Source organism: Patiriisocius marinus (assembly GCF_008974325.1).
GTDB lineage: Bacteria > Bacteroidota > Bacteroidia > Flavobacteriales > Flavobacteriaceae > Patiriisocius > Patiriisocius marinus.
The window spans coordinates 340,606-363,450 of sequence record NZ_BKCG01000002.1 but is presented as its reverse complement, the minus strand read 5'-3'; the positions used below and the strand labels follow the sequence as shown (position 1 = coordinate 363,450).

Here is a 22,845-nt window from a genome sequence, read left to right as displayed (position 1 = left end):
TACCGTAAGGATTTATAATACTTTTAATTAGTTTTTAATTTTCAAAAAATCCGCAATTAAAACTACCTATCGGACTTCCATCTGGAATTTTAGGTGATTTTAATTGTTTAAAATTTTCAGGGTGTTTTATGAAATTTTCAATTTCTTGAATTATAAATATTGAAAACTCATCTTTATTTCTTTTCAATGATTTTTGTATTTTTTTTAATGAACTAAAAGCAAGGGCTTTGGTTTGCGAAATACTCTGTGAGTTAATTGACAAATTAAACAACTGCTGTATTACTTGAAACTGTACTGTTCTATTTATTTCACCTATATATGTATCACTTCCTTTTGTTGATTTATAAATTCGATCTACTAAGTGGTCTAAAACTTCTTGTAAACCTAATTGCTCCGTATTCATAGCTTTTTGCTGTACTAATCTATTGGCTCTTTGCGGGTTTACCAATAAGGTCAATGTCATTTCACTTGCTGTAGCTGCAGCACCTATTGCATCAAAAGCAACACCAATATTGCTTTTAAAACTTTCTCTCCCCCTTCTATAACCATAAGCACGTGGCGGAAAAAGAGCCAAAACATTTTCTGGAATACGTAACGCTTTTGCCTGTAATGTATTCACAACTGCATTTAATGCTTCTATTTGTTCTGAAACTGGAAGTGCAGTAGTAACTAATTGATTGTCTCCCTTTACAGCGTAATTATAATCCATCCCACCAATTAATTTAACAGCAGCTTCGGTCTGGAAACGATGATAAAAATATAGTGGTACAAACACATCTTCAAGTACTGAATATGCTTCACCTGTTCTAATATTATCTACAGAAAATTGTTTAATTGCTGTCTCTCTAAGGGTCAATACATTTTCGAGTTCTGTTGCCGCGTTAGCACCATTATCCCACAAATGAGCTGTTGCATGCGCTCCATTAACTGCTCTTGCATCACTATCACTAATAAATCGGAGTCCTTTAGAGCGAGATTGCTCTAACACTGAGGCTAAAAATTCCTTCTCAGTTGTTCCCGCTGGCGCATTTCCGTAGGTATATTTAACCGTTTGCTCATCCCAAATACCAATTCCAGTTGCATACGCATTACTAAAATCTACTTTGCCGTTGATACGTTTTAAAGTAGGATGGGGATAATCCATAACACTTGATCGCTCAATTGCACTAGCTGCAAAATTGTGTGCAAAGCCAAGTGTATGGCCTATTTCGTGAGCAGAAAGCTGTCTAATTCTAGCCAAAGCCATTTGTAACATTTGGTTGTGATTATCATCTCGTTGTGCAAAGGGTTTATCCATTAAAGCCTGAGCAATTAAAAAGTCCTGACGAATCCTTAAGCTACCTAAACTTACATGTCCTTTCAAAATTTCTCCAGTACGAGGGTCTAAAATACTACCTCCATAACTCCATCCACGTGTGCTTCTATGTACCCATTGAATAACATTGTATCTCACATCCATAGGGTCTGCATTTTCAGGTAACATTTGTACTTGGAATGCATTTTTATACCCTGCTGCAGTAAAGGCTTGATTCCACCAGCTTGCTCCTTCTAATAATGCCGAACGAATAGGCTCTGGGGTACCTGGATCGAGGTAATAAATTATTGGCTCAACTGCTTCCGAAACTGATGCTAAAGGATTTTTTTTCTCTAAGCGATGTTTTGTAATAAATCGCTTTTTTATTGGTTCCCAAATAGGAGTACTATAATCTAAAAAATCAATGCTGAAACTTCCGCTTTGTGGATGAAATTCTCTTGGCTTAAAGTTGGTGTCTGGTAATTCAATAAAGCTGTGATGTTGTATCACAGAAATTGACGTTGCATCTGGTGCAATACTTCTAATATTATGTCCTGAAGGAGTACCTTTAAAAGTAAGTAATGCCTCAAATTCTACATTTTTAGGAAATGCTTTGGTACGTTCCATCCAAACAGAGCTGCGTGACGCATCAACTTTATAACTCCCTTCTTTTTTACTTTTTAAACGAGTTGCGATTCCGTGTGCATCTTCCATAATAAATGCCGAAATATCAATAATATAACTACTGTTATTCGTTTCATTGATATTTGCACCATAAATAACCGATGTTGCAAATGCTTCTTTTATAGATTTTTGTTCTAAAACATTATCAGTAATAGCTCTATATTTTAAATTAGGTTGCATTAACAAAAGCTGGTTTCCGCTTTTAACAAACTTAACTACAGCTTGGTCTCCTAATTGCCCTCTATCTAAACCTATGTCATTACTACCCAACCCTGTACGAAGGGAATGTGCATATAAAAATTCGATTTCTATTTTGTTCTTAGGAACTTCTAAATAAATTTTTCCTTCCATTTCAGAATAATGAAAATTGAAAAATCCCGAAAAGTGTTGTAAATCCTTTTTTGATTCTAAAAATTGTGCTGATACTGTCATATTTCCGAAGAAAAACAACAGTATAATAACCATTGAACGTTGTAACATTTTGTGAGTTTTGATAGATTTTAAAAATACAGAAAACTGTTGATACCTTAGTAAATATCAAAGTACAAACTACTAATCATTTTATTACCTCACTAATTACTAAAATAATTACCCATTAACCTCAATCTCTAAAAGCATAACTACGAGGTTATCAAATTAAGAAGTATTTTTACAGTAAAATTGTTAATAACCAAGTCACGATAAGATGACTTTTAAAAGTAACCGCTTCTGCGGAATACAAATATGATTACAAACGATCAACTCCAAGACCTTCGCTCCCGCCTGGACGCGTTAAGGCAATATCTTTGACATTGAACGCAAAGAAATAGAAATACAAAACGACGAAGAAAAAACTTTCGATCCTAATTTCTGGAATAATGCACGAGAAGCTGAAGCTTTTATGAAGGTGTTACGAACTAAGAAAAAATGGGTTACAGATTATGAAAAAGCTATTGCGCTAACTGATGATGCTGAAATTATTTATGAGTTTTTTAAAGAAGGTGAAGGCCTTGCAAAAAATGTAGAAAATAGATATAACGAAGCTTCTGAAGCTATTGAAGCGCTTGAGTTTAGAAATATGTTAAGCGAAGAAGGTGACGCAATGAGTGCCGTACTTCAAATCACTGCTGGTGCTGGTGGTACTGAAAGTTGTGATTGGGCCAATATGCTTATGCGTATGTATTTAATGTGGGCAGAGAAAAATGGTTATAAAGTAAAAGAACTCAACTTTCAAGCAGGAGATGTTACCGGTATTAAAACGGTGACCTTAGAAATTGATGGAGAGTTTGGTTTTGGATGGCTAAAAGGTGAAAATGGCGTTCATAGATTGGTACGCATTTCCCCTTTTGACAGTAACGCTAAAAGGCACACTAGTTTTGCAAGTGTTTACGTATATCCTCTTGCTGATGATACTATTGAAATTGATATAAACCCAGCAGATATTTCTTGGGATTTTGCACGCAGTTCTGGTGCAGGTGGTCAAAATGTAAATAAAGTTGAAACTAAAGCCATATTAACACATAAACCTTCCGGGATAATTATTCATAATTCTGAAACGCGCTCACAATTAGAAAATAGGGAAAAAGCGATGCAAATGCTTAAATCTCAATTATACGAAATTGAATTGCGCAAACAACAAGCCCAACGTGCAGAAATTGAAGGAAATAAAATGGCCATTGAATGGGGCTCACAAATACGTAACTATGTATTGCAACCTTATAAATTAGTTAAGGATGTGCGTACAAATCACGAAAGCACCAATCCTGATGCTATACTTGATGGTAATATTGACGAGTTTTTAAAAGCCTATTTAATGATGATGGGACAACAAGGGACGCCAGACAATAAATTATAACGCATTTTATAATTCAATGAATGATCTCTTACAGCTTATAGAATCAAAAATTTATAAGCCTTTAAAATTAGAAATATCTAACTTTACCTTTGAAAATGAAGGCCAAGATTATAATGCTTGTAATTTTAGAATAAACAAGCGTACCGTAATTTGCAGAAATGGTAAGATTACACCTAAAAAAATTGGGCAATTTGTTACGTTTTGGAAAAGAAATAACGACAAAATCACTGTTCCTTTTAATGAAAATGATGACTTTGACTTTTATGTAATTAACGTTAAGTATTCAAAAAATAAAGGACAATTTGTTTTTCCGAAGGCTGCATTAATTAAACACGGGATAATCTCAACTTTAAAAAAAGATGGGAAAAGAGGTTTTAGAATTTATCCTAGTTGGGATAACCCAACAAGCAAGCAAGCTCTTAGAAGTCAAAAATGGCAACTCGAATATTTTTATATTTTGAATGACACATTAGACTTTAAAAGAATAAGAAGTCTTTATAAAATATAAGCACTACATCACTATGAGAAATACACTACTCTTATTAATACTATCTATACTTTTTATGCACAATGTAAAAAGCCAAGATTTTGAACTAAACGATTTCTATACTTATAATCCTGAAATCGAACATCGTGTTGATCAAATTTTTCAATCATTGAGCGAAGAAGCAAAAGTTGCGCAAATGATTGTTACATCGGCAGGAGAATTAGGGAAACCAGAAAAAACAGTTTTAAAATTAGCCCAAGAAAATAAAATAGGAGGCGTTGTTTTTCTAAAAGGAACTATTGAAAATCACAAACGTATAATCGATAGCCTTAATGCTATTAATAAATCATTAAACCAATTACCTCTACTCTATTCTATTGATGCTGAACCTAGTTTGTATAATGGAAGATTAAAAGGTACTGCACCATTAATGAATACTATTGACATTAAAACTAATGTACAGGCTGATTCAATTGCTCGCATTATCAACAAAACATTGTTAGAAATAGGATTTAGACAAAATTTCGCTCCAGTGGTAGATATAAGTCCGCAAAATGAAGCCATTAAAAACCGAAGCTTTGGCGATGATAAACTGAAAGTAATTTCACTTAGCAAACAGTTCATTAATACTACGCAAGATCAAGGTATTATTGCTACGGCAAAGCATTTTCCTGGTCACGGTCTTGTTAAAGGAGATACCCATAAAAATTCGGTTTATATTGATGGAGCTTTACAAGAGTTAGATGTTTATCCACCATTAATTGAAGCTGGGGTTTTATCTATAATGATGGCACATATTACAATTAATAATAACGAGATGTACAACACAAATGGACTACCATCAAGTTGTTCTAGAAATATTGTAACTGGACTGCTTAAAGAAAAATTAGGCTTTAAAGGACTTGTAATCACAGACGCATTAAATATCATGAAAGCAGTAACCATAATAGATAACGCTCCCTTAGTGGCATCAAAAGCCGGTAATGACATGTTGTTAATGCCTCAAGATGAAACCCACACAATTAATTCTATTTTAGCCGAAATGCTAAAGGATGATAATTATAAACAACAGATTTATCAATCGGTTAAAAAAATTATTAGATTGAAATTAGCTTTAGGATTATTACAAGCAAATAACTAATAAAAATGACTACACTATATCACAACCCAAGATGTTCAAAATCTCGACAAACATTACAAGTACTAAAAGATGCTAATGAAGAGGTTACAATTGTTGAATACTTAAAAGAAGTTCCAACTATTGACGAATTAAAAAAGATTTTAAAAATGCTAGACATTCCTGCACGTAAATTAGTGCGAACAAATGAAGCTGTTTGGAAAGAAAACTATAAAGGAAAAGATCTAACAGAAGAGCAACTCATTGAAGCTATGATTAACAACCCAAAATTAATAGAGCGCCCTATTGCGATTAAAAACGGGAAAGCTGTTATAGGAAGACCTCCTGAAAATGTATTAAACTTATAAAGTGTAATTATTTTATAAAAAAAGGAAACCAATTTGGTTTCCTTTTTTTATATATCGAACTAAGTGTTAATTAGTTATTTTCATTCTTTTTAGCTTCACGCTTCAACTTCATATTTTCAATCAATTGTCCACCTATCCAATAAGGGATAATTGATACTAGGAAAATCATTAACCAAAATCCAATAGTTAATATCGTTAAAAATGCGAGAAATCCTAGGTATTGATCAAAATCGAACATAATAGTAGTTTAAGTTTTAGCAAAGATAAAATGATTTTTTTAATCTGAAATGAGAAAGTAAAAAAAATAACCACTTTTATTAACTAATTTTTTATGCGAAGTATCAGCCTACATGAAGAACATTGTAAACGAGCAAATACTGTTAATCAATCGTATAAAAAAGTTAATAACCAAGCCCTCTACTCTTTTCTACTTGTATGACAAACTAGTATTTTTGCAGCCTAAATAAACAACTATGGAAAATTTCAGAATTGAAAAAGATACAATGGGCGAAGTAAAGGTGCCTGCTCACGTTTTATGGGGAGCACAAACCGAGCGTTCAAGAAATAATTTCAAAATAGGAAGTGCAGCTTCAATGCCACTAGAAATAGTATACGGCTTTGCTTATTTAAAGAAAGCTGCTGCTTATTCTAATTGTGAACTTGGAGCATTAAGTGAAGAGAAGCGTGATTTAATTGCACAAGTGTGTGATGAAATTCTTGCTGGAAAACACGATGACCAATTTCCTTTAGTTATTTGGCAGACAGGTAGTGGAACACAATCTAATATGAATGTGAACGAGGTAATTGCTAATAGAGCACACCAACTAGCTGGTAAAACTATAGGCGAAGGTGAAAAAACACTTCAACCTAATGATGATGTGAATAAGTCACAATCGTCTAATGATACGTTTCCTACAGGAATGCATATTGCTGCTTACACTAAACTTATAGAAAATACAATACCAGGAGTAACTGCTCTATATGAAACTTTAAAAGCCAAGTCAGCTGAGTTTAGTTCTGTAGTAAAAATAGGACGTACACACTTAATGGATGCAACTCCTTTAACTTTAGGACAAGAATTTAGTGGTTATGCATCTCAATTAGAACATGGCTTAAAAGCACTTAAAAATACATTACCGCATTTAGCTGAATTAGCTTTAGGAGGCACCGCTGTGGGAACAGGAATTAATACCCCTAAAGGTTACGCATTAAATGTAGCAGGCTATATAGCTCAGTTTACAAAACTACCTTTCATTACTGCTGAGAACAAATTTGAAGCACTCGCTGCTCACGATGCTATCGTAGAGAGTCACGGAGCTTTAAAACAACTAGCTGTTTCACTTAATAAAATTGCAAACGACATTAGAATGCTTGCAAGTGGACCTCGTAGTGGAATTGGTGAAATTAGTATTCCTGCTAATGAGCCAGGATCTTCTATTATGCCAGGTAAAGTAAATCCTACACAGTGTGAAGCTCTAACTATGGTTTGCGCTCAAGTAATTGGTAACGATATGGCTATAGCTGTTGGCGGAATGCAAGGACATTATGAGTTAAATGTTTTCAAACCAGTAATGGCTGCTAACTTTTTACAAAGTGCTCAATTAATAGGTGATGCTTGTGTATCGTTCAATGAACACTGTGCTGCAGGAATTGAAGCTAATACTGAGGTGATTAAAACTCAATTAAATAACTCATTAATGTTAGTTACAGCATTAAATACAAAAATAGGTTACTACAAAGCAGCCGAAATTGCAAATACTGCTCATAAAAATGGAACTACTTTAAAGGTTGAAGCTGTAAGATTAGGATATCTTACTGAGGATGAGTTTGATGCTTGGGTTAAGCCAGAAAATATGGTTGGACACTAAAAAAAAATAAAATATCATACTTTAAAATAGCCGTATTTATCGATACGGCTATTTTATTTGTGTATTTCATCGATTAAATGCATTTTAACTAGATAAAGTGCGATTATTTCGTATCTTGCCGGTCCCAAATTGATTTTAACCTATACAATATGAGACTATACCTACGTTCGCCCCTATTGTGTGTACTCGCTTTAATATTAAGCTTTAACACATTTGCAAAGACTGCTAAATCTATTAACCCACCAATTACTTGTGTGATTGAAAATACCCTTAATCAGGGATTTGACGCAAATCAATCAATAACCATTAGTACATCTACAAGTAATTTTGCTGCAGCCACCTCGCTTTTAAATGAAGCTTCAATACCTGTCGCTTCAGCTTTAAATATATCATTATTTAATCAAGGTTTTTTCTATGGTTTTTTGATGATGGTAATATTAATTAACTCATTGTGTTACTTCTTATTTAATGATAAAGTATTTGGCTATTTCAGCTTTGCTTTAATCGCTTTTGCAATGCTTTTTTTCAATGCAGATAGTTTACTTTCATTGTTAGTTGTTGATATTTCATCTAATTATACGCCAATAACAACAACATTAATCTGCTTTACTATGGGAATGATGGCATTATTTTCTGCCTCGTTTCTATCTACCGAAGATAGCTTCCCAAAGTTAAAAGCCTACACTAAACCATTATTTGCAATCGCGGCAACCACTGCTTTATGTACGTGGTATTCTGATATTTCATTTTTTGTAATAGTATCTAATGTGTTATCGTTTGTTTTAATAGGAATTTACTTTTGTGTGGGTGTTGCACTTTTCAATAAAAAAAATTACGCCAAACTATATGTTATAACTAGTAGTATCCCACTACTATTTGCTGTTGACTATTTTCTATTACACGGTTTAGGTATAGAGTTTTTAAATACACAAACTATACATATTAAAACTGCATTTTTTATCGAAATGCTAATAATGACGTATGCAATAGTTTATAGAATGAACGTAATTAAAGAAGAAATTGTAATTCGTAAATCTGAAATGCAATTGTTTTTAAAACGTCAGGAAACTTTAAGTAGAGACTCTTTAGCTAAAATGATGGAGGATGTTTACTTAGAAAACTTAATTATGCAATATGATCTTGATGGTCTTGAAATTAAGCTATTACAATATATTAGCGAAGGAAAAAAGAATGCTAAAATTGCGAAAAAACTAAACACAACAGAAGAAGACATTGAGCTAATAACAAAGGACTTATATCAAAAACTAGAAATTAGTGAAGCTATAGAAGAAGACTACAGATTGTTAGAATCACAACCAGACTACCTTTATAATTAATTTTCATAATTATTTTTATTAGATTGTTAAAAACGCCAAGCAGTAGAAATTGCTTGGCGTTTTTTTATACTCTAATATTATACTGAAATATTATTTAGATTTTAAATAGTGCTTTCTATAAGCTAATAATGACACTACAGATAGCACCATAAATATAGCTACTATATAGAATACAAATGTAGGAGTAATAGGTTGATCTCCACTCGCGTATGAATGTAATCCAGTTAAGTAGAAATTTACTCCAAAGTACGTCATCATTATTGACGCATACATTAATATAGCAAGAAAATTGAAAGTCCATCTCCCTCTTAATCCTGGAATAAGTCTAACGTGTATAACAAATGCATAAAGCATAATACTAATTAAAGCCCAAGTTTCCTTTGGATCCCATCCCCAGTAACGACCCCAACTTTCATTAGCCCATTGTCCACCAAGAAAATTTCCGATAGTTAACATAACTAAACCTACAGTTAAAGCCATCTCTGTAATAGTTGTTATTTCCTTGATGTTAAGCTCCATTTTCTTTTTATTGTTACTATTGGTAAAAATCATTAATATCAAAGCTGTAACTCCTAGAATCATCCCCAAAGTAAATGGTCCATAACTTGCTACAATTACAGCAACATGAATCATTAACCAATAACTATCTAAAACAGGAACTAAAGTCGAAATTGAAGGATCTAACCAATTTCTGTGTGCTACCCATAAAATAATAGCAGCTACAAAAGCCGTAGAAGCAATAGTTAAATCACTTTTTCTTCCAAAGGCAAGACCAAAAAATACGGTTGCCCAAGCAACGTAAATAATTGACTCATATGCATCAGTCCAAGGCGCGTGACCACTAATATACCAACGCGCAATTAAACCCAAAGTCATCGCTACAAAGAATGCCCAAATTATATACTTACAAGTTTTGACAAATCCATTTACAACTTTTCCTTCTCTAAAAATTTGAACGATAATTCCAATGAACATTAATATCCCTATAACGGTAAAATATTCATACAATCTATTGAATATATCTACCTTGTTATATGTAATTTCAGTAGTTATCTTTTCATCAGAAGGAACCACTTCTTTCCCATATTTATCTTGAAAAGTTCTAATCAACTCTAAAATTTCGTCTGGCTTAGAATAATCTTTACTGTCTTTAGCGTTTCGTAAACTTTCAAAATATAATGGAAGAACGTTTCTAGTAAATAATGAATCTTGCCCTTTCATATTAGTTTCACCTAATTCAGAAAAAGCAACCCATTTATTTCCTTCATCGTTAGGAATCGGGAATATTTTTAGGATCGATCCACTTAAAGCTTGGTTATAGATATAATAACTTTCATATGCTTTAATAAAATCTTTCTGAAATTGATTTGGTGTATTAGTACTAGTTGCTGCTTCTAAGTAAGGCTCTAGTTTTAATCTAACATTGTCATCAAATAAATCTAATAGAGACACGTGCTTAGTATCTTTAGGAACTTCAAGAATTTCACGAATACTATCATTACCTCGTTTTAAAGCGATAATAGGAACTTGAGACCATAAACGTGGATACTGTGTCATTGACATAAATACTTGATCTGCATTAAGACCTTCGTACGTATTGCTTCCACTTACTTTACGTAACAATTCACTAGCAAAAGTACTTACTGGTTTCATTCTACCATTATCTTGTATCACAAGACGAGCAAAATTAGCAGCATGATCTTTATCTACCGCGTTCGCTAGTATAATAGAGTCTAGCTGTACCTTTTCAGTTGCAAGATGCGCGTGGTTTTGAGTAGATTGATCCTGAGCAAAACCAAAACTAGATATACATAAAATGGCGATTAATGAAAGTGCTGCTTTTTTCTTTTTAATTTTATCTAAGTACTTTTCTAAAAATCCGAAACGCGAATTAGGATCAAATAATATAGCCATCATTCCAAAATAAAGTAAGAAATAACCTAAGTAAGTAATCCAAGTACCCCAATTATCGTGATTAACTGAAAGCTTAGTTCCTAACTCATCTGGATCAAAACCAGATTGGAAAAAACGATACCCTTCTTTATCTAGTACATTATTCATATAGATTTCTTTATCCTCTTTAGTTCCATCAGCATTATTAATAGTTACTTTACTTTTAAATGATTTATAACTCTTTTCCGTTCCAGGATATTTATCAGCTATAAAATCATTTAGCGTAATACTAAAAGGTAATTCTTTTTCTTCTGCTCCATAGGACATATATACATCCATACCATTAACAGTTACATTTTTATGGGCTGGATGTCTAAACTGACCTCCTAATAACTCAAGTGTTTTTGTATCGTTACCTGAACTAACTTCAACAATTAAAGCATCCTGTCCAGTAGGTATTGATTTGTCTTCTTTTATCACTCCTTCTCTACCATATAAAACTGGCTCTGGAATTACAAAAGCCATACCTGCTAACTGATAAAGAGATCTTAACACTAAGGGCTGTACACTATCTTTTACAACATTACCTCTTAATTGATCAGCCATTCGCATATAGTCTCCTCCAAAAGCTGACTCTAAACTATAAGTATCCTCCGCTTTATCGTACTTAATATTAATTGCGCCAGGAGTTGGCTTATTTACAGCAAATAAAACGTTATGAATGTTTGACACTGTACCTAACTCTACCCAATGATCATGACGATTTCCATCACCAGCTTCTACAATTTTCAAATACCCCTTTCCATTTTCATCTTCAATGATTCCAGACTTAGCATTTTTTATAAAATCTTTATATCTAATTGTTACTGGAATATCTTTATAATCAGTGTTTATAGTAAAACTATTATCTAATCTATCAGAAAAATCTACGTGTTTTAGAGGTAGTTTTCTTCGCTGTTGTTGTCCATCAACAACATAATTACCATCAATAAACGTATCTAAATAAGTTTTTTGAGTTAAGAGTACATTAGATGTTTCTCCCTCTCTAATTTCAACAATTCCCTCGTAGCCTATGTATCTAGTTATACCGGCCCCAATTAATATAAATATAAAAGCTAAATGTAGAATAAGCGTTGTTGCTTTCTCTTTACTCCACATTTTATATCGAACAATATTTCCTAAAAAATTAATAACGAAAATGATCATTATTGCCTCAAACCACCAAGCATTATAAATTAAAGCCCTTGAGTAAGGAGTTGGCGAAGTTTCAGATGAAGCATCTAAAAAAGTTCCCACAGCCATTGCAAGAGCAAATGTGATAAATAAAACTGCGGTTAAACGTGTGGAGAACAAGATGGAAGCCAGTTTCTTTTGCATGCGAAAAATTTTTGTGCAAAAATACTACAAAATGAGATTAAAAGAGAAGAAACAAGCTAGAAGAAAGCTTCTAAATACCCATTTTAACGTTTCTAAAAATGGAAGAGCTATTTAGGTATATTTCTCAAACAAATTTCACGTATTTTTGACCCTATGATTGATGTAGTTCTCATAGGTCACGGAAACGTAGGCAGCCACCTCGCTCGAGTATTTACAAGTACTAAAGGCATTAACTTAATTCAAGTTTTCTCTACTCGGAAATTTGATAACGTTAACCCTTTGGAATCTATAAGAATAGTGGATCTAGCGGAATTAAATAAAACTGCCGAAGTATACATAGTAGCTGTTCCAGACGATGCAATTTCTAAAGTATCTAATACATTATCATTAGAAAATAAGCTAGTTGTTCATACTTCAGGTAGCGTTTCTATGAATGAAATTAGCTCTAAACACCGTAGAGGTGTTTTTTATCCATTACAAACTTTTTCAAAAGGGACTACCGTAGATTTTAGTGAAATACCCGTTTGTTTAGAAGCTGAAAACAAACAAGATTTAAACTTGCTTAAAAAATTAGGTCACTTAGTTTCTAAAAATGTTAGTGAAATTTCATCTAAAGAACGAAGCGAAATGCACGTAGCTGCTGTATTTGTAAATAACTTCGTAAATGAACTATATCATATTTCCGAAGATATTATGAAAGAGCATAACTTAGATTTTAAGTTATTTAAACCTTTAATTAAAGAAACTGCAAATAAAGTTCAGAGCCTTTCACCTGCCTCAGCACAAACTGGACCAGCTAAACGTAATGACAAGAAAACTATTGAAAGGCATTTAGGACAATTAAAAAATAAAGATCATAAAGAAATCTACGAACTTTTAACTAAGAGCATTATTAATAGACGTAATAATGATTAGTGAAACCAAGTTGAAGGATTCGAATAATTTATTCATAACAATATAAATCTACTCATAAAACACATAAATAAATGAGCTATAAATTAAAACTTAACAATATCACGACATTCGTTTTTGACGTTGATGGTGTTTTAACTGACGGAAGTATCAACATAACAACTAATGGTGAGATGTACCGTACAATGAATGTTAAAGATGGTTTTGCTTTAAAAGAAGCAATGAATAAAGGATTTAAAATGTGTATTATTTCTGGTGGAAGCAATGAAGGTGTACGCAAAAGATTAGAAGGTTTAGGTATTAAAGATGTTCATTTAGGTACTCACGATAAAGTTAAAACAATCAATGAGTTTGTAGCTAAAAACAATATTGACCTAAAAAACGTTTTATATATGGGTGATGATATTCCTGATTATCACGTTATGCAATTAGTAGGTTTACCTGTTTGCCCGCAGGATGCTGTGCCTGAAATTAAAGCAATGAGCCAATATGTCTCTCACAAAAATGGTGGAAAAGGCTGTGTTCGCGATATAATAGAACAAGTACTTAAAGTACAGCACAAATGGGATTTTAAAATGAACATAAGCGCTAAATACGATTAAAAAGAGGTAATAGCCCCTCAAAAAATAACGTTGCAAAACCAACTAGTTTGGTTATAATTTTATAATTAAAAGCTTCTCTTTTTTTAGTACGTTTACGTGCCCAATATTAAAGCGTGGCTATATAATATTTTATGGAAAGTATTTCTGTTTTTGATATGTTAAGTATTGGCGTAGGCCCTTCAAGTTCTCACACTTTGGGTCCATGGCGTGCAGCACAAATGTGGATTAAAAAACTACAACTACGTGAAAATTTCACAGGAGTTGCTAGTGTTCAAGTTAACTTGTATGGGTCACTATCGCTAACCGGTAAAGGCCATGCGACTGACATTGCTGTTATAATGGGGTTAATGGGTACAGATCCCGTTACAGTTGAAATTGATTCAATTCAACCAGCAATTGATCAATTAAAACTAAACAATATTTTAAAACTAAATAACGAGAAAGAAATTGAATTTAACATTTCAGAAAACATCAAATTTAATCGTAGTTTTTTAGAGTTTCACCCTAACGGAATTAAGTTTGAAGCAACGTTACGCAACGGAAAAAAAACTAGAGATACCTATTATTCCATTGGAGGTGGATTTGTAATACAAAAAGAACGTGCAAGAAAAAAAAGACAGATTGAGAAATTCAACAACTTCCCTTTCCCTATTGAAAAAGCAACTGAAATACTAGAGTATTGTACTGCTGAAAATATCACAATCAGCGAATTAGTTCTTAAAAATGAACTTTCCTTAAGAGATCCTGATAGAATTGACACAAAACTCAAAGCTATTTGGGATGTAATGTTAGATTCGATGTACATTGGTTGCCACACTGAAGGAGTTCTTCCTGGTGGATTAAACGTGAGAAGAAGAGCTTACGATACACACGAAACATTAAAGGGTGCAAAGTCATATTCTAACAAATACGAATGGATAACATCTATTCGAAATACTGAAGTGAAATTCAGACAAATATTAAAATGGGTTACTTGTTTTGCACTAGCAGTTAACGAAGTAAATGCCTCATTAGGTCGTGTAGTTACTGCTCCTACTAACGGAAGCGCTGGTGTTATACCATCAGTTTTAATGTATTATTTAGTTATTGAAAACCACAAAGCAGATTTCGAACATATTAAAAAGTTTCTATTAGTTTCAGGAGAAATTGGTAGTTTATTTAAAAAGAATGCCACTATTAGTGCTGCAATGGGAGGTTGTCAAGCTGAAATAGGTGTAAGTTCTGCAATGGCTGCTGGTGCATTAACCGAACTAATGGGAGGAACTCCTGCTCAAGTATTAATCGCTGCTGAAATTGCAATGGAACATCATCTAGGTTTAACTTGTGACCCTATCGCTGGTTTAGTTCAAATTCCTTGCATTGAGCGCAATGCTATGGGAGCTATAAAAGCTATTAATGCTTGCGAAATGGCACTAGATAGAGATCCCAATGACGTTAAAATACCTTTAGACAAAGTAATCGCTACAATGTGGGAAACCGCTAAAGATATGACCTCAAAATATAAAGAAACTAGCGAAGGAGGACTTGCCGTTCAAGTAAACATTAGTGATTGTTGATTTTCTAAATAATTTCTCACACTACAATATAAAGCCGTAAGTTTTGTTATTTAAATAATATATTAACAATTTTTATGCTATAAAGCTACTTTTCTACTAACAAGAATCATTATTATCAATTTATTGATTCATAAAGTTATGTGTTTATGAGAAGAGCTTTGCTACTACTATTAATTATTTTTTCAGTTTTAAACTCAAGTGCCCAAGAGGTCTCTATTGATGGTAGATTAAAGCCATTATTAGATAACTTTTTTGAACTCTGTGATAGTTACGGTATAGAATATCACGAAAAATTATTCGCTCTTAAAAAAATAGCTATTGTTGAAGATCTTAAAACATCTCCAGATGGTTCTGTTTTAGGAATGGTGCAACGAGATGAAGCAGGCAACATACACACCATTGCTATAAACTGGATAGCAATGCTTGATACCGAAATATTAAAGGTGGTAGCTTTTCACGAGTTTGGACACTATTTCTTAGATTATTCAGAACACGTATGTAATGATTGCGATATTATTATGGCACGAGTGAACTCTAGTTATTTTAAAATCTCTAACGATTGGGAAAACCAACTTGAAATTTTATTTAAGCAATCCCCTACTTACAAAAAGAATCAAAGTATAATAACTGCTACTACTTTTTAAACTCACTACAGTCTTCACGTCTTCTTGAATCAATTAAGTGAATGATTTTCCAACTACCGTTTATATTAGCGATTGTAAATGAATTTGCACCACAATGACTAAAAACACCATTTAAATAAAATTCATAAGGAGTCCAAACGTGTACCAAGTTTCCATCAATAGAAACTATATAGTCCAATATTTTTTCATTCCAAACTTGGTGTGATGGTTTAGATGCTATTGAATTTATAAAATTTCCGAAGTTAGTTTCTTCTACAACATCCACTCCCTTTCTATTTTTAAATGCACTTTGTAAAATAGCACCGTCCATAACTACCGATTTCATTATCAATGTATCAGCTTTATGAAAACCATTAAAAAACGTATCAATCACAAAAATTGCATCGTCTTTAGAAAAAGATTTTTGTGCCGAAATATGAACACTAAATAATAACAGAAATATAAACATTAGAAACTTCATAAAAGAAAAATTAGGTTACCCCTCAAATTTAGTATTTTTACATTCTTATAACTAATATATGTCTGTAGCAAAAAAAGAGTACAAAAGAATCACGGTTAAGTCCTTGGTTGATATGAAAAAACGTGGAGAAAAAATCTCTATGTTAACCGCATATGATTTTACAATGGCTAAAATTGTAGACGGCGCAGGTATTGACGTGATACTCGTGGGTGATTCTGCATCAAATGTGATGGCAGGTCACGAAACTACATTACCAATTACATTAGACCAAATGATATACCACGCAGCTTCAGTAGTTCGTGCTATAGAGCGAAGTCTAGTAGTAGTAGATATTCCATTTGGAAGCTACCAAAGTGACCCTAAAGAAGCGCTTCGCTCTGCCATTAGAATTATGAAAGAAAGTGGTGGACATGCTGTAAAGGTTGAAGGTGGTAAAGAGATTAAAGAATCTGTAAAGCGTATTCTAAACGCAGGTATCCCAGTAATGGGGCATTTAGGACTAACACCTCAAAGTATTTATAAGTTTGGAACCTATACCGTTCGTGCCAAAGAAGAAGAAGAAGCTGAAAAGTTAAAGGAAGATGCACTTCTATTAGAAAGAGCTGGATGTTTTGCTATTGTTTTAGAAAAAGTCCCAGCCAAACTTGCTAAAGAAGTTGCTGATAGCTTAACAATACCTGTTATAGGTATTGGTGCTGGTAATGGTGTTGATGGACAAGTACTTGTAACACACGATATGATAGGAATGACACACGAATTCAATCCTCGGTTTTTACGTCGTTATTTAGATCTTTATAACGAAATGACGGGAGCCTTTCAAAATTATATTGAAGATGTAAAAAGTGGTGATTTTCCAAGTGAAAAAGAACAATATTAATTTTTTAAAAAAAATTATAAAATGAGTGTTTAGAAAGCCTACAAAGCTTTTTAAACACTCATTTGACGTTTATTAAACATCTTTTAGATATCTTAACCCTTTAAATTAGCAACTCATCAACACAAAAACCATCCACAGCACTAAAGAAAATCTTCAAGTACTTTTTGAAGATAATCACTTACTAATTGTCAACAAACGTCCAGGCGACATTGTTCAAGGCGATAAAACAGGTGATATACCACTTGTAGAGGTTGGTAAAGCATATATTGCTGATAAATATGATAAACCCGGTGCTGTTTACTTAGGAGTTGCTCACAGACTAGATAGACCTACTAGTGGAGTAATTATTTTTGCACGAACTTCTAAAGCATTAACTCGACTCAATAAATTATTTGCAGATAGAGAAACTAAAAAAATCTATTGGGCAGTGGTAAAAAACGATCCTCCAAACAAAAAAGGTACACTCGTTCATTTTCTAAAAAGGAATCCAAAACAGAACAAAAGTTACGCAAATATTAAAGAAGTTCCTGATAGTAAAAGAGCAGTTTTACATTATGAAATTTTAAAAAAACTAGACAATTTTACAGCCCTACAAATAGAATTAGAAACCGGAAGACACCATCAAATTAGAGCACAATTATCATCAATAAATTGTCCAATAAAAGGGGATTTAAAATATGGGTCTGACAGAAGCAATAAAGATGGAAGCATACATCTTCACGCAAGAAAAATCACTTTTGTCCATCCCGTAAAAAAGGAAGAAATTACTATTACCGCACCAGTTCCTAGTGATAATGTCTGGAAATCAATATCTAAACAATAACTTAACATAATCACAGTTAAATAATTAGAAACTAATCTTTTAATGATAATTTTTAGATTAGGCTAAAATATTTTAATATTCTAATTTTTTGACTTTCGCAACTTTTAAATTATTAAAACAATTGTAAGATTAAACATGGTAAGAACTAAATACCATAAGACTTAAGTTTAAAAATAATTTGCTCTTTAGGTCGTTTTTGAGACAGTAAATTTATAGCATTTTCACTACACTGAAATACTCTAGAGTATCCCCCACTCGTTTGTGCATCTCGCATCAAAATTATAAGTTTTCCTGAAGGTGTTAATTGTATAGTTCCTGGTTGAACCGGAGCCGTAATTATATCTAAAATTTTGCCATTTATATTTTCTTCAATTAAAGTCGCCATTCGATAACTTGATGGCGAAATTGTAAATGTAGATTCTAAAAGTTGCCGCTTAACTTCTTGAGACAAAAACTCAAATTCCGGTCCTTTATAAACTTCAACAATATTCAAGTTATAAAAATTGGAGTTATATTTATATTTTTTAAAAACTCGAGAATTAAAATTCTCAAGTTTTAAAGACAATACATCATTCTTTTCAATTTTAAGTCGCTCTGTAATGCCTTTATATTGACTTTGACTATTTAGAGATACCTGAGAATCTATTCCGTTCTTAAAAGCTATATACCCCCTCCATCCGGCCTTAATTGACGAGAATGACAGGATAGCCCCCTTCTCTACCATAATAACTTCACCTCTATTTCGCGAAATCCCATCTAACAATATGGATTGACTAGAACCCGCTATAACAATTTGGGTAGCTACATTAAATCGCAACATTGGAGGGATACCCACAAATTCTAGCGCACACTCATTAATATCATTTCCAACCAAATAATTAGCATATTGAGCACTCGCTCTATCCATAAAGCCCGATAAAGGAACCCCAATAGACCGAAAGCCATAGCGCCCGCCGTCTTGCAAAGTAGTATACAGTCCTGGCTTTAATACCTCAATCATCTAGCAGTATTTTTATAAACCCCATTATTAATATTTCTTTCAATATTTAAATACTCTTCACTACTAATTGATTTAAACTTTATAAAATCTCCTGCAGATAACAAAGCAGGTGAATCGTGAGAGACTTCAAATATCGACAGAGGTGTTTTACCTAAAATATTCCAACCACCTGGTGAATCGAACGTATAAATTCCCGTCTGACAACCTCCTATAGCGACGGATCCTTTTTCGACTAATATTCGTGGTGTAATTTTTCTTGAAACACATAAAGAATTATCTAAGCCACCTAAATAAGGGAAGCCGGGGAGAAATCCTAAAAAATAAACCCTATAGAAAGGAGCTGTATGCCTTCGTATTATCTCTGAAATAGGCAACTCTAAAGCTTGTGACATTTCTTCTAAATCCAATCCAAACACCTGATCATAACAAACCGGAATTTCTATGATCCGTTTTGGCAACGAATCAACAAAATTCACCTCCTTAGCCAACCAATCCTTCACTAGCGAGCCAACCAACTCTATATTAGACATTTTAGATAAATATATAGCAACAGAACAATACGTTGAAGTAACTTCTATAATACCCTTATCATCGCATGAATTTAAAAACTCTACAAGCCCCAAAATACAACTATGCGTATGATCACTTATCACTGAACGCCATTCCACCAGCAAATCTCTATCTCCAAAACGCTGTATCCTAGGTAAGTCCATCATTTTATATGAATTTGTAATCGGGTTAACTCTTCATATATAAGATTTAAAATTTCTAAAGCATTAGGATTATCACTATGCACGCAGAAGGTGTGAGCTTCTAAATCTTTAGTTTTACCGGAAATAGTACGCACTTTTTGCTCAGCGCATATAGACATTAATTGCTCAAAAGCTTGAATAGGAGAACTTATAACTGCATCATTAAGAGTTCGTGAAACCAATTGAAGATCATCAGTATAACGCCTATCCACAAAAGCTTCAAACGCCACAGGCAAATAATCCTTAGCAACACAACTAAGCACTGAGTTTTTGGGTGCATACAAAACAGGCTCTAAACCCGTTTCCATTATTGACGCTACCAATATCTTAGAGGTAGCCTCATCAATCGCAGCAAAATTATACAATGCACCGTGTGGTTTTACATGATTCAAAGAAACCCCTAAACCATTGCAAACTTTAATAAAAGAATTTAATTGAAGACTTAATGTAGATTTTAATTCAGAAGGTGAAAGGCTCATTTTCTTTCTACCAAAATTCACCTTATCAGGAAAAGATGGATGTGCACCTACTTTAACACCATTAGCCATAGCCAGCTTAACAGTTTGCAAAATCGTATATTCAGAACCATAGTGACCACCACAAGCAACACTACACGAACTAATCAATGGCATTATTAAAGCATCATCTCTAGCACCTTCACCCAAGTCTGCATTTATATCTATAGAAGTTATCAAGTATCTTATTTTCTATAAAAATAAGGAATCAACAAGAATAGCAATCCCAATAAACAAAAAATCCTCTTTCATTTCTGAAAGAGGATTTATATAAATTATAGTTGTAGAAAATTATTTCTTTTCTTCTACTACGTCAAATGTAAAGTTTACGATTACATCTCTGTGGAAACGAATACTCGCTTCATACTGACCTGTAGTTTTAACTGAACCACCAGCAATAGAGATATATTTCTTTTCAATTACAACACCTTCTTTAGCAATAGCTTCAGAAAGATCAGCATTAGTAACTGATCCAAATAACTTATTACCTTCACCTGTTTTAGCTGTAATTTTAAACTCAGTTAATGCGTTTAATTTAGCAGCTTCTCCTTGTGCGCTTTCAACTATTTTCTTCTCTTTATAAGCACGTTGCTTTAAAGTTTCAGCAAGCATCTTCTTTTGAGAAGGTGTAGCCAGTACAGCGTGTCCAGTAGGGATCAAAAAGTTTCTTCCGTATCCGTTCTTTACAGTAACTAAGTCATCTGCAAAACCAAGATTCTCAACGTCTTTTTTTAATATAAGTTCCATATTCCTATCTTGTTTTTATTTTAATAAATCGGCTACGTACGGCATTAAAGCTAAGTGACGTGCTCTTTTAACTGCTACAGCAACTTTACGTTGGTATTTTAAAGATGTACCTGTAAGTCTTCTTGGTAAAATTTTACCTTGCTCGTTTACAAATCCTAGTAACCAATCACCATCTTTGTAATCAACATACTTGATACCAGACTTTTTAAAACGGCAATATTTCTTTGCTTTAGAAGTCTCTATATTAAGCGGAGTTAAATATCTAATTTCTCCGTCTTTTTTTCCTTTTGCTTGTTCTTGAATAGTTGCCATGGCTTATGCTGTTTTTTTGTTATCACGGATTCTTCTTTTCTCTGCCCAAGCAATTGCATGCTTGTCAAGAGATACAGTTAAGTAACGCATAACACGCTCATCTCTTCTGAAAGCAATCTCAAGATCGTTAATAGCATCACCTGGTGATGTGTACTCAAATAAGTGGTAGAATCCACTTTTTTTGTTTTGAATTTCGTAAGCTAATTTTTTTAGCCCCCAATTTTCCTTGGATATCATCTTAGCACCTTTAGAAACAAGAAGATCTTCAAATTTCTTTACTGTTTCCTTTATCTGATCTTCAGATAAAACGGGATTTAAGATGAAAACAGTTTCGTAATGATTCATATAAAATCTATTAATAATGATTATTTAACTCTTAGCACTTTGCCAAGAGCGTGCAAAAATACTATATAATTAATAATCTACAACGTATTCTCTAAAAGAATTTCATATCTTTTTTAACTTTTAAAACTAGATTAAAAGTGCAAATTTGCGTTTAAAATTAAGAAATGTTGCATTTCATCGATAAAATACCTATTATTGCTTTAATAAACATACTTAATCGTGGACAAACCGTTACTAAAATGCGCTATCGTTGATGACTCAACACTTCAGCGTCTTTCTATCGTAAAGTTGATAGAAAATCACCCAGCTCTTAACCTTGTTGCTGAATACAACAATGCAATTGAAGCAAAAATGGGTTTAGCGACAACTGAAATAGACCTTATATTTTTAGATATTGAAATGCCTATTCTTTCTGGTTTTGACCTTCTTGATGATTTAACACACAAGCCGCAAATTATCTTCGTAACAGGTAAAACAAAATACGCATTCAAAGCTTTTGATTATGATGCTGTTGATTATTTAAGAAAACCTATTTCTAAAGAACGTTTTCTAAACGCAGTACATAAAGCTGTTACCAACTTCAAATTAAAAAATGACGATGGATTTAATGATGAAGATTTCATATTCGTTAAGAGTAACCTTAAAAAACGTAAAGTATTTTTAAATGAGTTACGCTATATTGAAGCTCTTGGAGATTATGTTAAACTTGTAACTGAACACGACGCTTTAGTTGTTCTTTCAACGATGAAAGCTTTTGAAGCTTTGCTTCCAAAAGATCGTTTTTTAAGAATTTATAAATCGTATATTGTTAATCTAGATAAAGTGGAACGTTATAATAGTAAGGTTATTGAACTTGATAACGAAGAACTACCTTTAAGCAGAAATAGAAAAACAGATCTTGTAGAAGCTCTTGCTGCAACCAGCAGAGGTTAAAAAGATTATCGCATATTATCTAACCGATTAGTTGAAACACTAATCGGTTTTTTTATATATTAATATTTCAGTATTCTATTCTGAAATATTCAACAAAAAACACCTTCC

23 protein-coding genes are annotated in these 22,845 nt (G+C 32.9%); 13 read left to right on the top strand and 10 right to left on the bottom strand.

Features of this window, described 5'->3' with window-relative positions:
• Nucleotides 1–34 precede the first annotated feature (34 nt).
• A complete protein-coding gene (locus GBH57_RS06635; protein WP_235904657.1) occupies nucleotides 35–2,458 on the bottom strand; it encodes a zinc-dependent metalloprotease in 2,424 nt (807 codons plus the stop codon).
• Between the two features lie 243 nt (nucleotides 2,459–2,701).
• On the opposite strand from GBH57_RS06635, the gene prfB reads away from it, so the two are divergent.
• The 4 genes from prfB (at nucleotide 2,702) to arsC (ending at nucleotide 5,784) form a co-directional block, all read left to right on the top strand.
• Nucleotides 2,702–3,812, top strand: a protein-coding gene (gene prfB / locus GBH57_RS06630; protein ID WP_151673311.1) for a peptide chain release factor 2 whose coding sequence is annotated in 2 segments (ribosomal slippage) — nucleotides 2,702–2,764 and nucleotides 2,766–3,812 — 1,110 coding nt in all. Because the reading frame shifts where the segments join, the coding sequence is not laid out codon by codon here.
• A 16-nt stretch (nucleotides 3,813–3,828) separates the two neighbouring features.
• Nucleotides 3,829–4,320, top strand: coding sequence for a MepB family protein (locus GBH57_RS06625; RefSeq protein ID WP_151673310.1), 492 nt, complete (start codon nucleotides 3,829–3,831; stop codon nucleotides 4,318–4,320).
• Between the two features lie 13 nt (nucleotides 4,321–4,333).
• Entirely contained in the window at nucleotides 4,334–5,440 is a 1,107-nt protein-coding gene (locus GBH57_RS06620; RefSeq protein WP_151673308.1) for a glycoside hydrolase family 3 N-terminal domain-containing protein, read from the top strand.
• Nucleotides 5,441–5,445: 5 nt separating this feature from the next.
• Nucleotides 5,446–5,784 (top strand): arsenate reductase (glutaredoxin), encoded by a 339-nt coding sequence (gene arsC, locus GBH57_RS06615; protein WP_151673306.1) that lies wholly within the window; start codon nucleotides 5,446–5,448, stop codon nucleotides 5,782–5,784.
• 70 nt (nucleotides 5,785–5,854) lie between these two features.
• Here the strand turns inward: arsC and GBH57_RS16090 are convergent, their stop codons facing one another.
• A complete protein-coding gene (locus tag GBH57_RS16090) occupies nucleotides 5,855–6,022 on the bottom strand; it encodes a hypothetical protein (RefSeq protein WP_162851985.1) in 168 nt (55 codons plus the stop codon).
• Between the two features lie 235 nt (nucleotides 6,023–6,257).
• Here GBH57_RS16090 and fumC point away from each other — a divergent pair, with 235 nt between their 5' ends.
• Both fumC and GBH57_RS06605 read left to right on the top strand, forming a co-directional pair.
• Nucleotides 6,258–7,652 (top strand): class II fumarate hydratase, encoded by a 1,395-nt coding sequence (gene fumC / locus GBH57_RS06610; RefSeq protein ID WP_151673304.1) that lies wholly within the window; start codon nucleotides 6,258–6,260, stop codon nucleotides 7,650–7,652.
• Nucleotides 7,653–7,801: 149 nt separating this feature from the next.
• Entirely contained in the window at nucleotides 7,802–8,989 is a 1,188-nt protein-coding gene (locus GBH57_RS06605; RefSeq protein WP_151673302.1) for a 7TM diverse intracellular signaling domain-containing protein, read from the top strand.
• A gap of 90 nt (nucleotides 8,990–9,079) precedes the next feature.
• Here the strand turns inward: GBH57_RS06605 and GBH57_RS06600 are convergent, their stop codons facing one another.
• A complete protein-coding gene (locus GBH57_RS06600) occupies nucleotides 9,080–12,259 on the bottom strand; it encodes a cytochrome c biogenesis protein CcsA (protein WP_151673300.1) in 3,180 nt (1,059 codons plus the stop codon).
• A 153-nt stretch (nucleotides 12,260–12,412) separates the two neighbouring features.
• Here GBH57_RS06600 and GBH57_RS06595 point away from each other — a divergent pair, with 153 nt between their 5' ends.
• From GBH57_RS06595 to GBH57_RS06580, 4 genes are all read left to right on the top strand, one after another.
• A complete protein-coding gene (locus GBH57_RS06595) occupies nucleotides 12,413–13,174 on the top strand; it encodes a Rossmann-like and DUF2520 domain-containing protein (protein ID WP_151673298.1) in 762 nt (253 codons plus the stop codon).
• A 71-nt stretch (nucleotides 13,175–13,245) separates the two neighbouring features.
• Entirely contained in the window at nucleotides 13,246–13,773 is a 528-nt protein-coding gene (locus tag GBH57_RS06590; protein WP_151673296.1) for a KdsC family phosphatase, read from the top strand.
• 131 nt (nucleotides 13,774–13,904) lie between these two features.
• The gene (locus GBH57_RS06585) at nucleotides 13,905–15,329 is read left to right on the top strand and encodes an L-serine ammonia-lyase (protein ID WP_151673294.1); all 1,425 of its coding nucleotides are present in this window, start codon (nucleotides 13,905–13,907) and stop codon (nucleotides 15,327–15,329) included.
• Nucleotides 15,330–15,475: 146 nt separating this feature from the next.
• The gene (locus tag GBH57_RS06580) at nucleotides 15,476–15,973 is read left to right on the top strand and encodes a hypothetical protein (protein WP_151673292.1); all 498 of its coding nucleotides are present in this window, start codon (nucleotides 15,476–15,478) and stop codon (nucleotides 15,971–15,973) included.
• Here GBH57_RS06580 and GBH57_RS06575 read toward each other — a convergent pair.
• The gene (locus GBH57_RS06575) at nucleotides 15,963–16,433 is read right to left on the bottom strand and encodes a nuclear transport factor 2 family protein (protein WP_151673290.1); all 471 of its coding nucleotides are present in this window, start codon (nucleotides 16,431–16,433) and stop codon (nucleotides 15,963–15,965) included. The two genes, GBH57_RS06580 and GBH57_RS06575, sit on opposite strands and share 11 nt — an antisense overlap.
• Before the next feature lie 58 nt (nucleotides 16,434–16,491).
• Between GBH57_RS06575 and panB the strand changes: the two genes are divergently transcribed.
• Together panB and GBH57_RS06565 are read left to right on the top strand one after the other, a co-directional pair.
• Complete coding sequence (panB, locus tag GBH57_RS06570; protein WP_151673288.1) at nucleotides 16,492–17,310, top strand: 3-methyl-2-oxobutanoate hydroxymethyltransferase; 819 nt, start codon at nucleotides 16,492–16,494, stop codon at nucleotides 17,308–17,310.
• Between the two features lie 115 nt (nucleotides 17,311–17,425).
• Nucleotides 17,426–18,133 (top strand): RluA family pseudouridine synthase, encoded by a 708-nt coding sequence (locus GBH57_RS06565; RefSeq protein WP_151673286.1) that lies wholly within the window; start codon nucleotides 17,426–17,428, stop codon nucleotides 18,131–18,133.
• A gap of 145 nt (nucleotides 18,134–18,278) precedes the next feature.
• On the opposite strand, the gene GBH57_RS06560 is transcribed toward GBH57_RS06565, so the two are convergent.
• The 6 genes from GBH57_RS06560 to rpsF form a co-directional block, all read right to left on the bottom strand.
• Complete coding sequence (locus GBH57_RS06560; protein ID WP_151673283.1) at nucleotides 18,279–19,133, bottom strand: 5-oxoprolinase subunit C family protein; 855 nt, start codon at nucleotides 19,131–19,133, stop codon at nucleotides 18,279–18,281.
• On the bottom strand, nucleotides 19,130–19,849 hold the full coding sequence (gene pxpB / locus GBH57_RS06555) for a 5-oxoprolinase subunit PxpB (protein WP_151673281.1): 720 nt from the start codon (nucleotides 19,847–19,849) through the stop codon (nucleotides 19,130–19,132). Before pxpB ends, GBH57_RS06560 begins: the two co-directional genes overlap by 4 nt.
• Nucleotides 19,846–20,580, bottom strand: a complete 735-nt coding sequence (locus tag GBH57_RS06550; protein WP_161596073.1) for a LamB/YcsF family protein — start codon at nucleotides 20,578–20,580, stop codon at nucleotides 19,846–19,848. Before GBH57_RS06550 ends, pxpB begins: the two co-directional genes overlap by 4 nt.
• Nucleotides 20,581–20,691: 111 nt before the next feature.
• Nucleotides 20,692–21,147, bottom strand: coding sequence for a 50S ribosomal protein L9 (gene rplI, locus GBH57_RS06545; RefSeq protein WP_151673277.1), 456 nt, complete (start codon nucleotides 21,145–21,147; stop codon nucleotides 20,692–20,694).
• A gap of 15 nt (nucleotides 21,148–21,162) precedes the next feature.
• Nucleotides 21,163–21,459, bottom strand: a complete 297-nt coding sequence (gene rpsR / locus GBH57_RS06540) for a 30S ribosomal protein S18 (RefSeq protein WP_151673275.1) — start codon at nucleotides 21,457–21,459, stop codon at nucleotides 21,163–21,165.
• 3 nt (nucleotides 21,460–21,462) lie between these two features.
• Nucleotides 21,463–21,804 carry a 30S ribosomal protein S6 gene (rpsF, locus tag GBH57_RS06535; protein ID WP_151673273.1) on the bottom strand — a complete coding sequence of 114 codons (342 nt, stop codon included), beginning with the start codon at nucleotides 21,802–21,804 and terminating at the stop codon, nucleotides 21,463–21,465.
• A gap of 219 nt (nucleotides 21,805–22,023) precedes the next feature.
• Here rpsF and GBH57_RS06530 point away from each other — a divergent pair, with 219 nt between their 5' ends.
• The gene (locus GBH57_RS06530) at nucleotides 22,024–22,737 is read left to right on the top strand and encodes a LytR/AlgR family response regulator transcription factor (RefSeq protein WP_174844030.1); all 714 of its coding nucleotides are present in this window, start codon (nucleotides 22,024–22,026) and stop codon (nucleotides 22,735–22,737) included.
• Nucleotides 22,738–22,845 lie beyond the last annotated feature (108 nt).

Excerpts from the sequence above, each read along its gene's own strand:
- rpsF (WP_151673273.1), bottom strand. The coding sequence starts at position 21,804 with ATGAATCATTACGAAACTGTTTTCATCTTAAATCCCGTTTTATCTGAA.
- arsC (WP_151673306.1), top strand. The coding sequence starts at position 5,446 with ATGACTACACTATATCACAACCCAAGATGTTCAAAATCTCGACAAACA.
- GBH57_RS06590 (WP_151673296.1), top strand. The coding sequence starts at position 13,246 with ATGAGCTATAAATTAAAACTTAACAATATCACGACATTCGTTTTTGAC.
- panB (WP_151673288.1), top strand. The coding sequence starts at position 16,492 with ATGTCTGTAGCAAAAAAAGAGTACAAAAGAATCACGGTTAAGTCCTTG.
- GBH57_RS06595 (WP_151673298.1), top strand. The coding sequence starts at position 12,413 with ATGATTGATGTAGTTCTCATAGGTCACGGAAACGTAGGCAGCCACCTC.
- GBH57_RS06560 (WP_151673283.1), bottom strand. The coding sequence starts at position 19,133 with ATGATTGAGGTATTAAAGCCAGGACTGTATACTACTTTGCAAGACGGC.
- GBH57_RS06625 (WP_151673310.1), top strand. The coding sequence starts at position 3,829 with ATGAATGATCTCTTACAGCTTATAGAATCAAAAATTTATAAGCCTTTA.
- rplI (WP_151673277.1), bottom strand. The coding sequence starts at position 21,147 with ATGGAACTTATATTAAAAAAAGACGTTGAGAATCTTGGTTTTGCAGAT.
- GBH57_RS06605 (WP_151673302.1), top strand. The coding sequence starts at position 7,802 with ATGAGACTATACCTACGTTCGCCCCTATTGTGTGTACTCGCTTTAATA.
- rpsR (WP_151673275.1), bottom strand. The coding sequence starts at position 21,459 with ATGGCAACTATTCAAGAACAAGCAAAAGGAAAAAAAGACGGAGAAATT.
- GBH57_RS06585 (WP_151673294.1), top strand. The coding sequence starts at position 13,905 with ATGGAAAGTATTTCTGTTTTTGATATGTTAAGTATTGGCGTAGGCCCT.
- fumC (WP_151673304.1), top strand. The coding sequence starts at position 6,258 with ATGGAAAATTTCAGAATTGAAAAAGATACAATGGGCGAAGTAAAGGTG.
- GBH57_RS06575 (WP_151673290.1), bottom strand. The coding sequence starts at position 16,433 with ATGAAGTTTCTAATGTTTATATTTCTGTTATTATTTAGTGTTCATATT.
- pxpB (WP_151673281.1), bottom strand. The coding sequence starts at position 19,849 with ATGATGGACTTACCTAGGATACAGCGTTTTGGAGATAGAGATTTGCTG.
- GBH57_RS06620 (WP_151673308.1), top strand. The coding sequence starts at position 4,334 with ATGAGAAATACACTACTCTTATTAATACTATCTATACTTTTTATGCAC.
- GBH57_RS06635 (WP_235904657.1), bottom strand. The coding sequence starts at position 2,458 with ATGTTACAACGTTCAATGGTTATTATACTGTTGTTTTTCTTCGGAAAT.
- GBH57_RS06580 (WP_151673292.1), top strand. The coding sequence starts at position 15,476 with ATGAGAAGAGCTTTGCTACTACTATTAATTATTTTTTCAGTTTTAAAC.
- GBH57_RS16090 (WP_162851985.1), bottom strand. The coding sequence starts at position 6,022 with ATGTTCGATTTTGATCAATACCTAGGATTTCTCGCATTTTTAACGATA.
- GBH57_RS06600 (WP_151673300.1), bottom strand. The coding sequence starts at position 12,259 with ATGCAAAAGAAACTGGCTTCCATCTTGTTCTCCACACGTTTAACCGCA.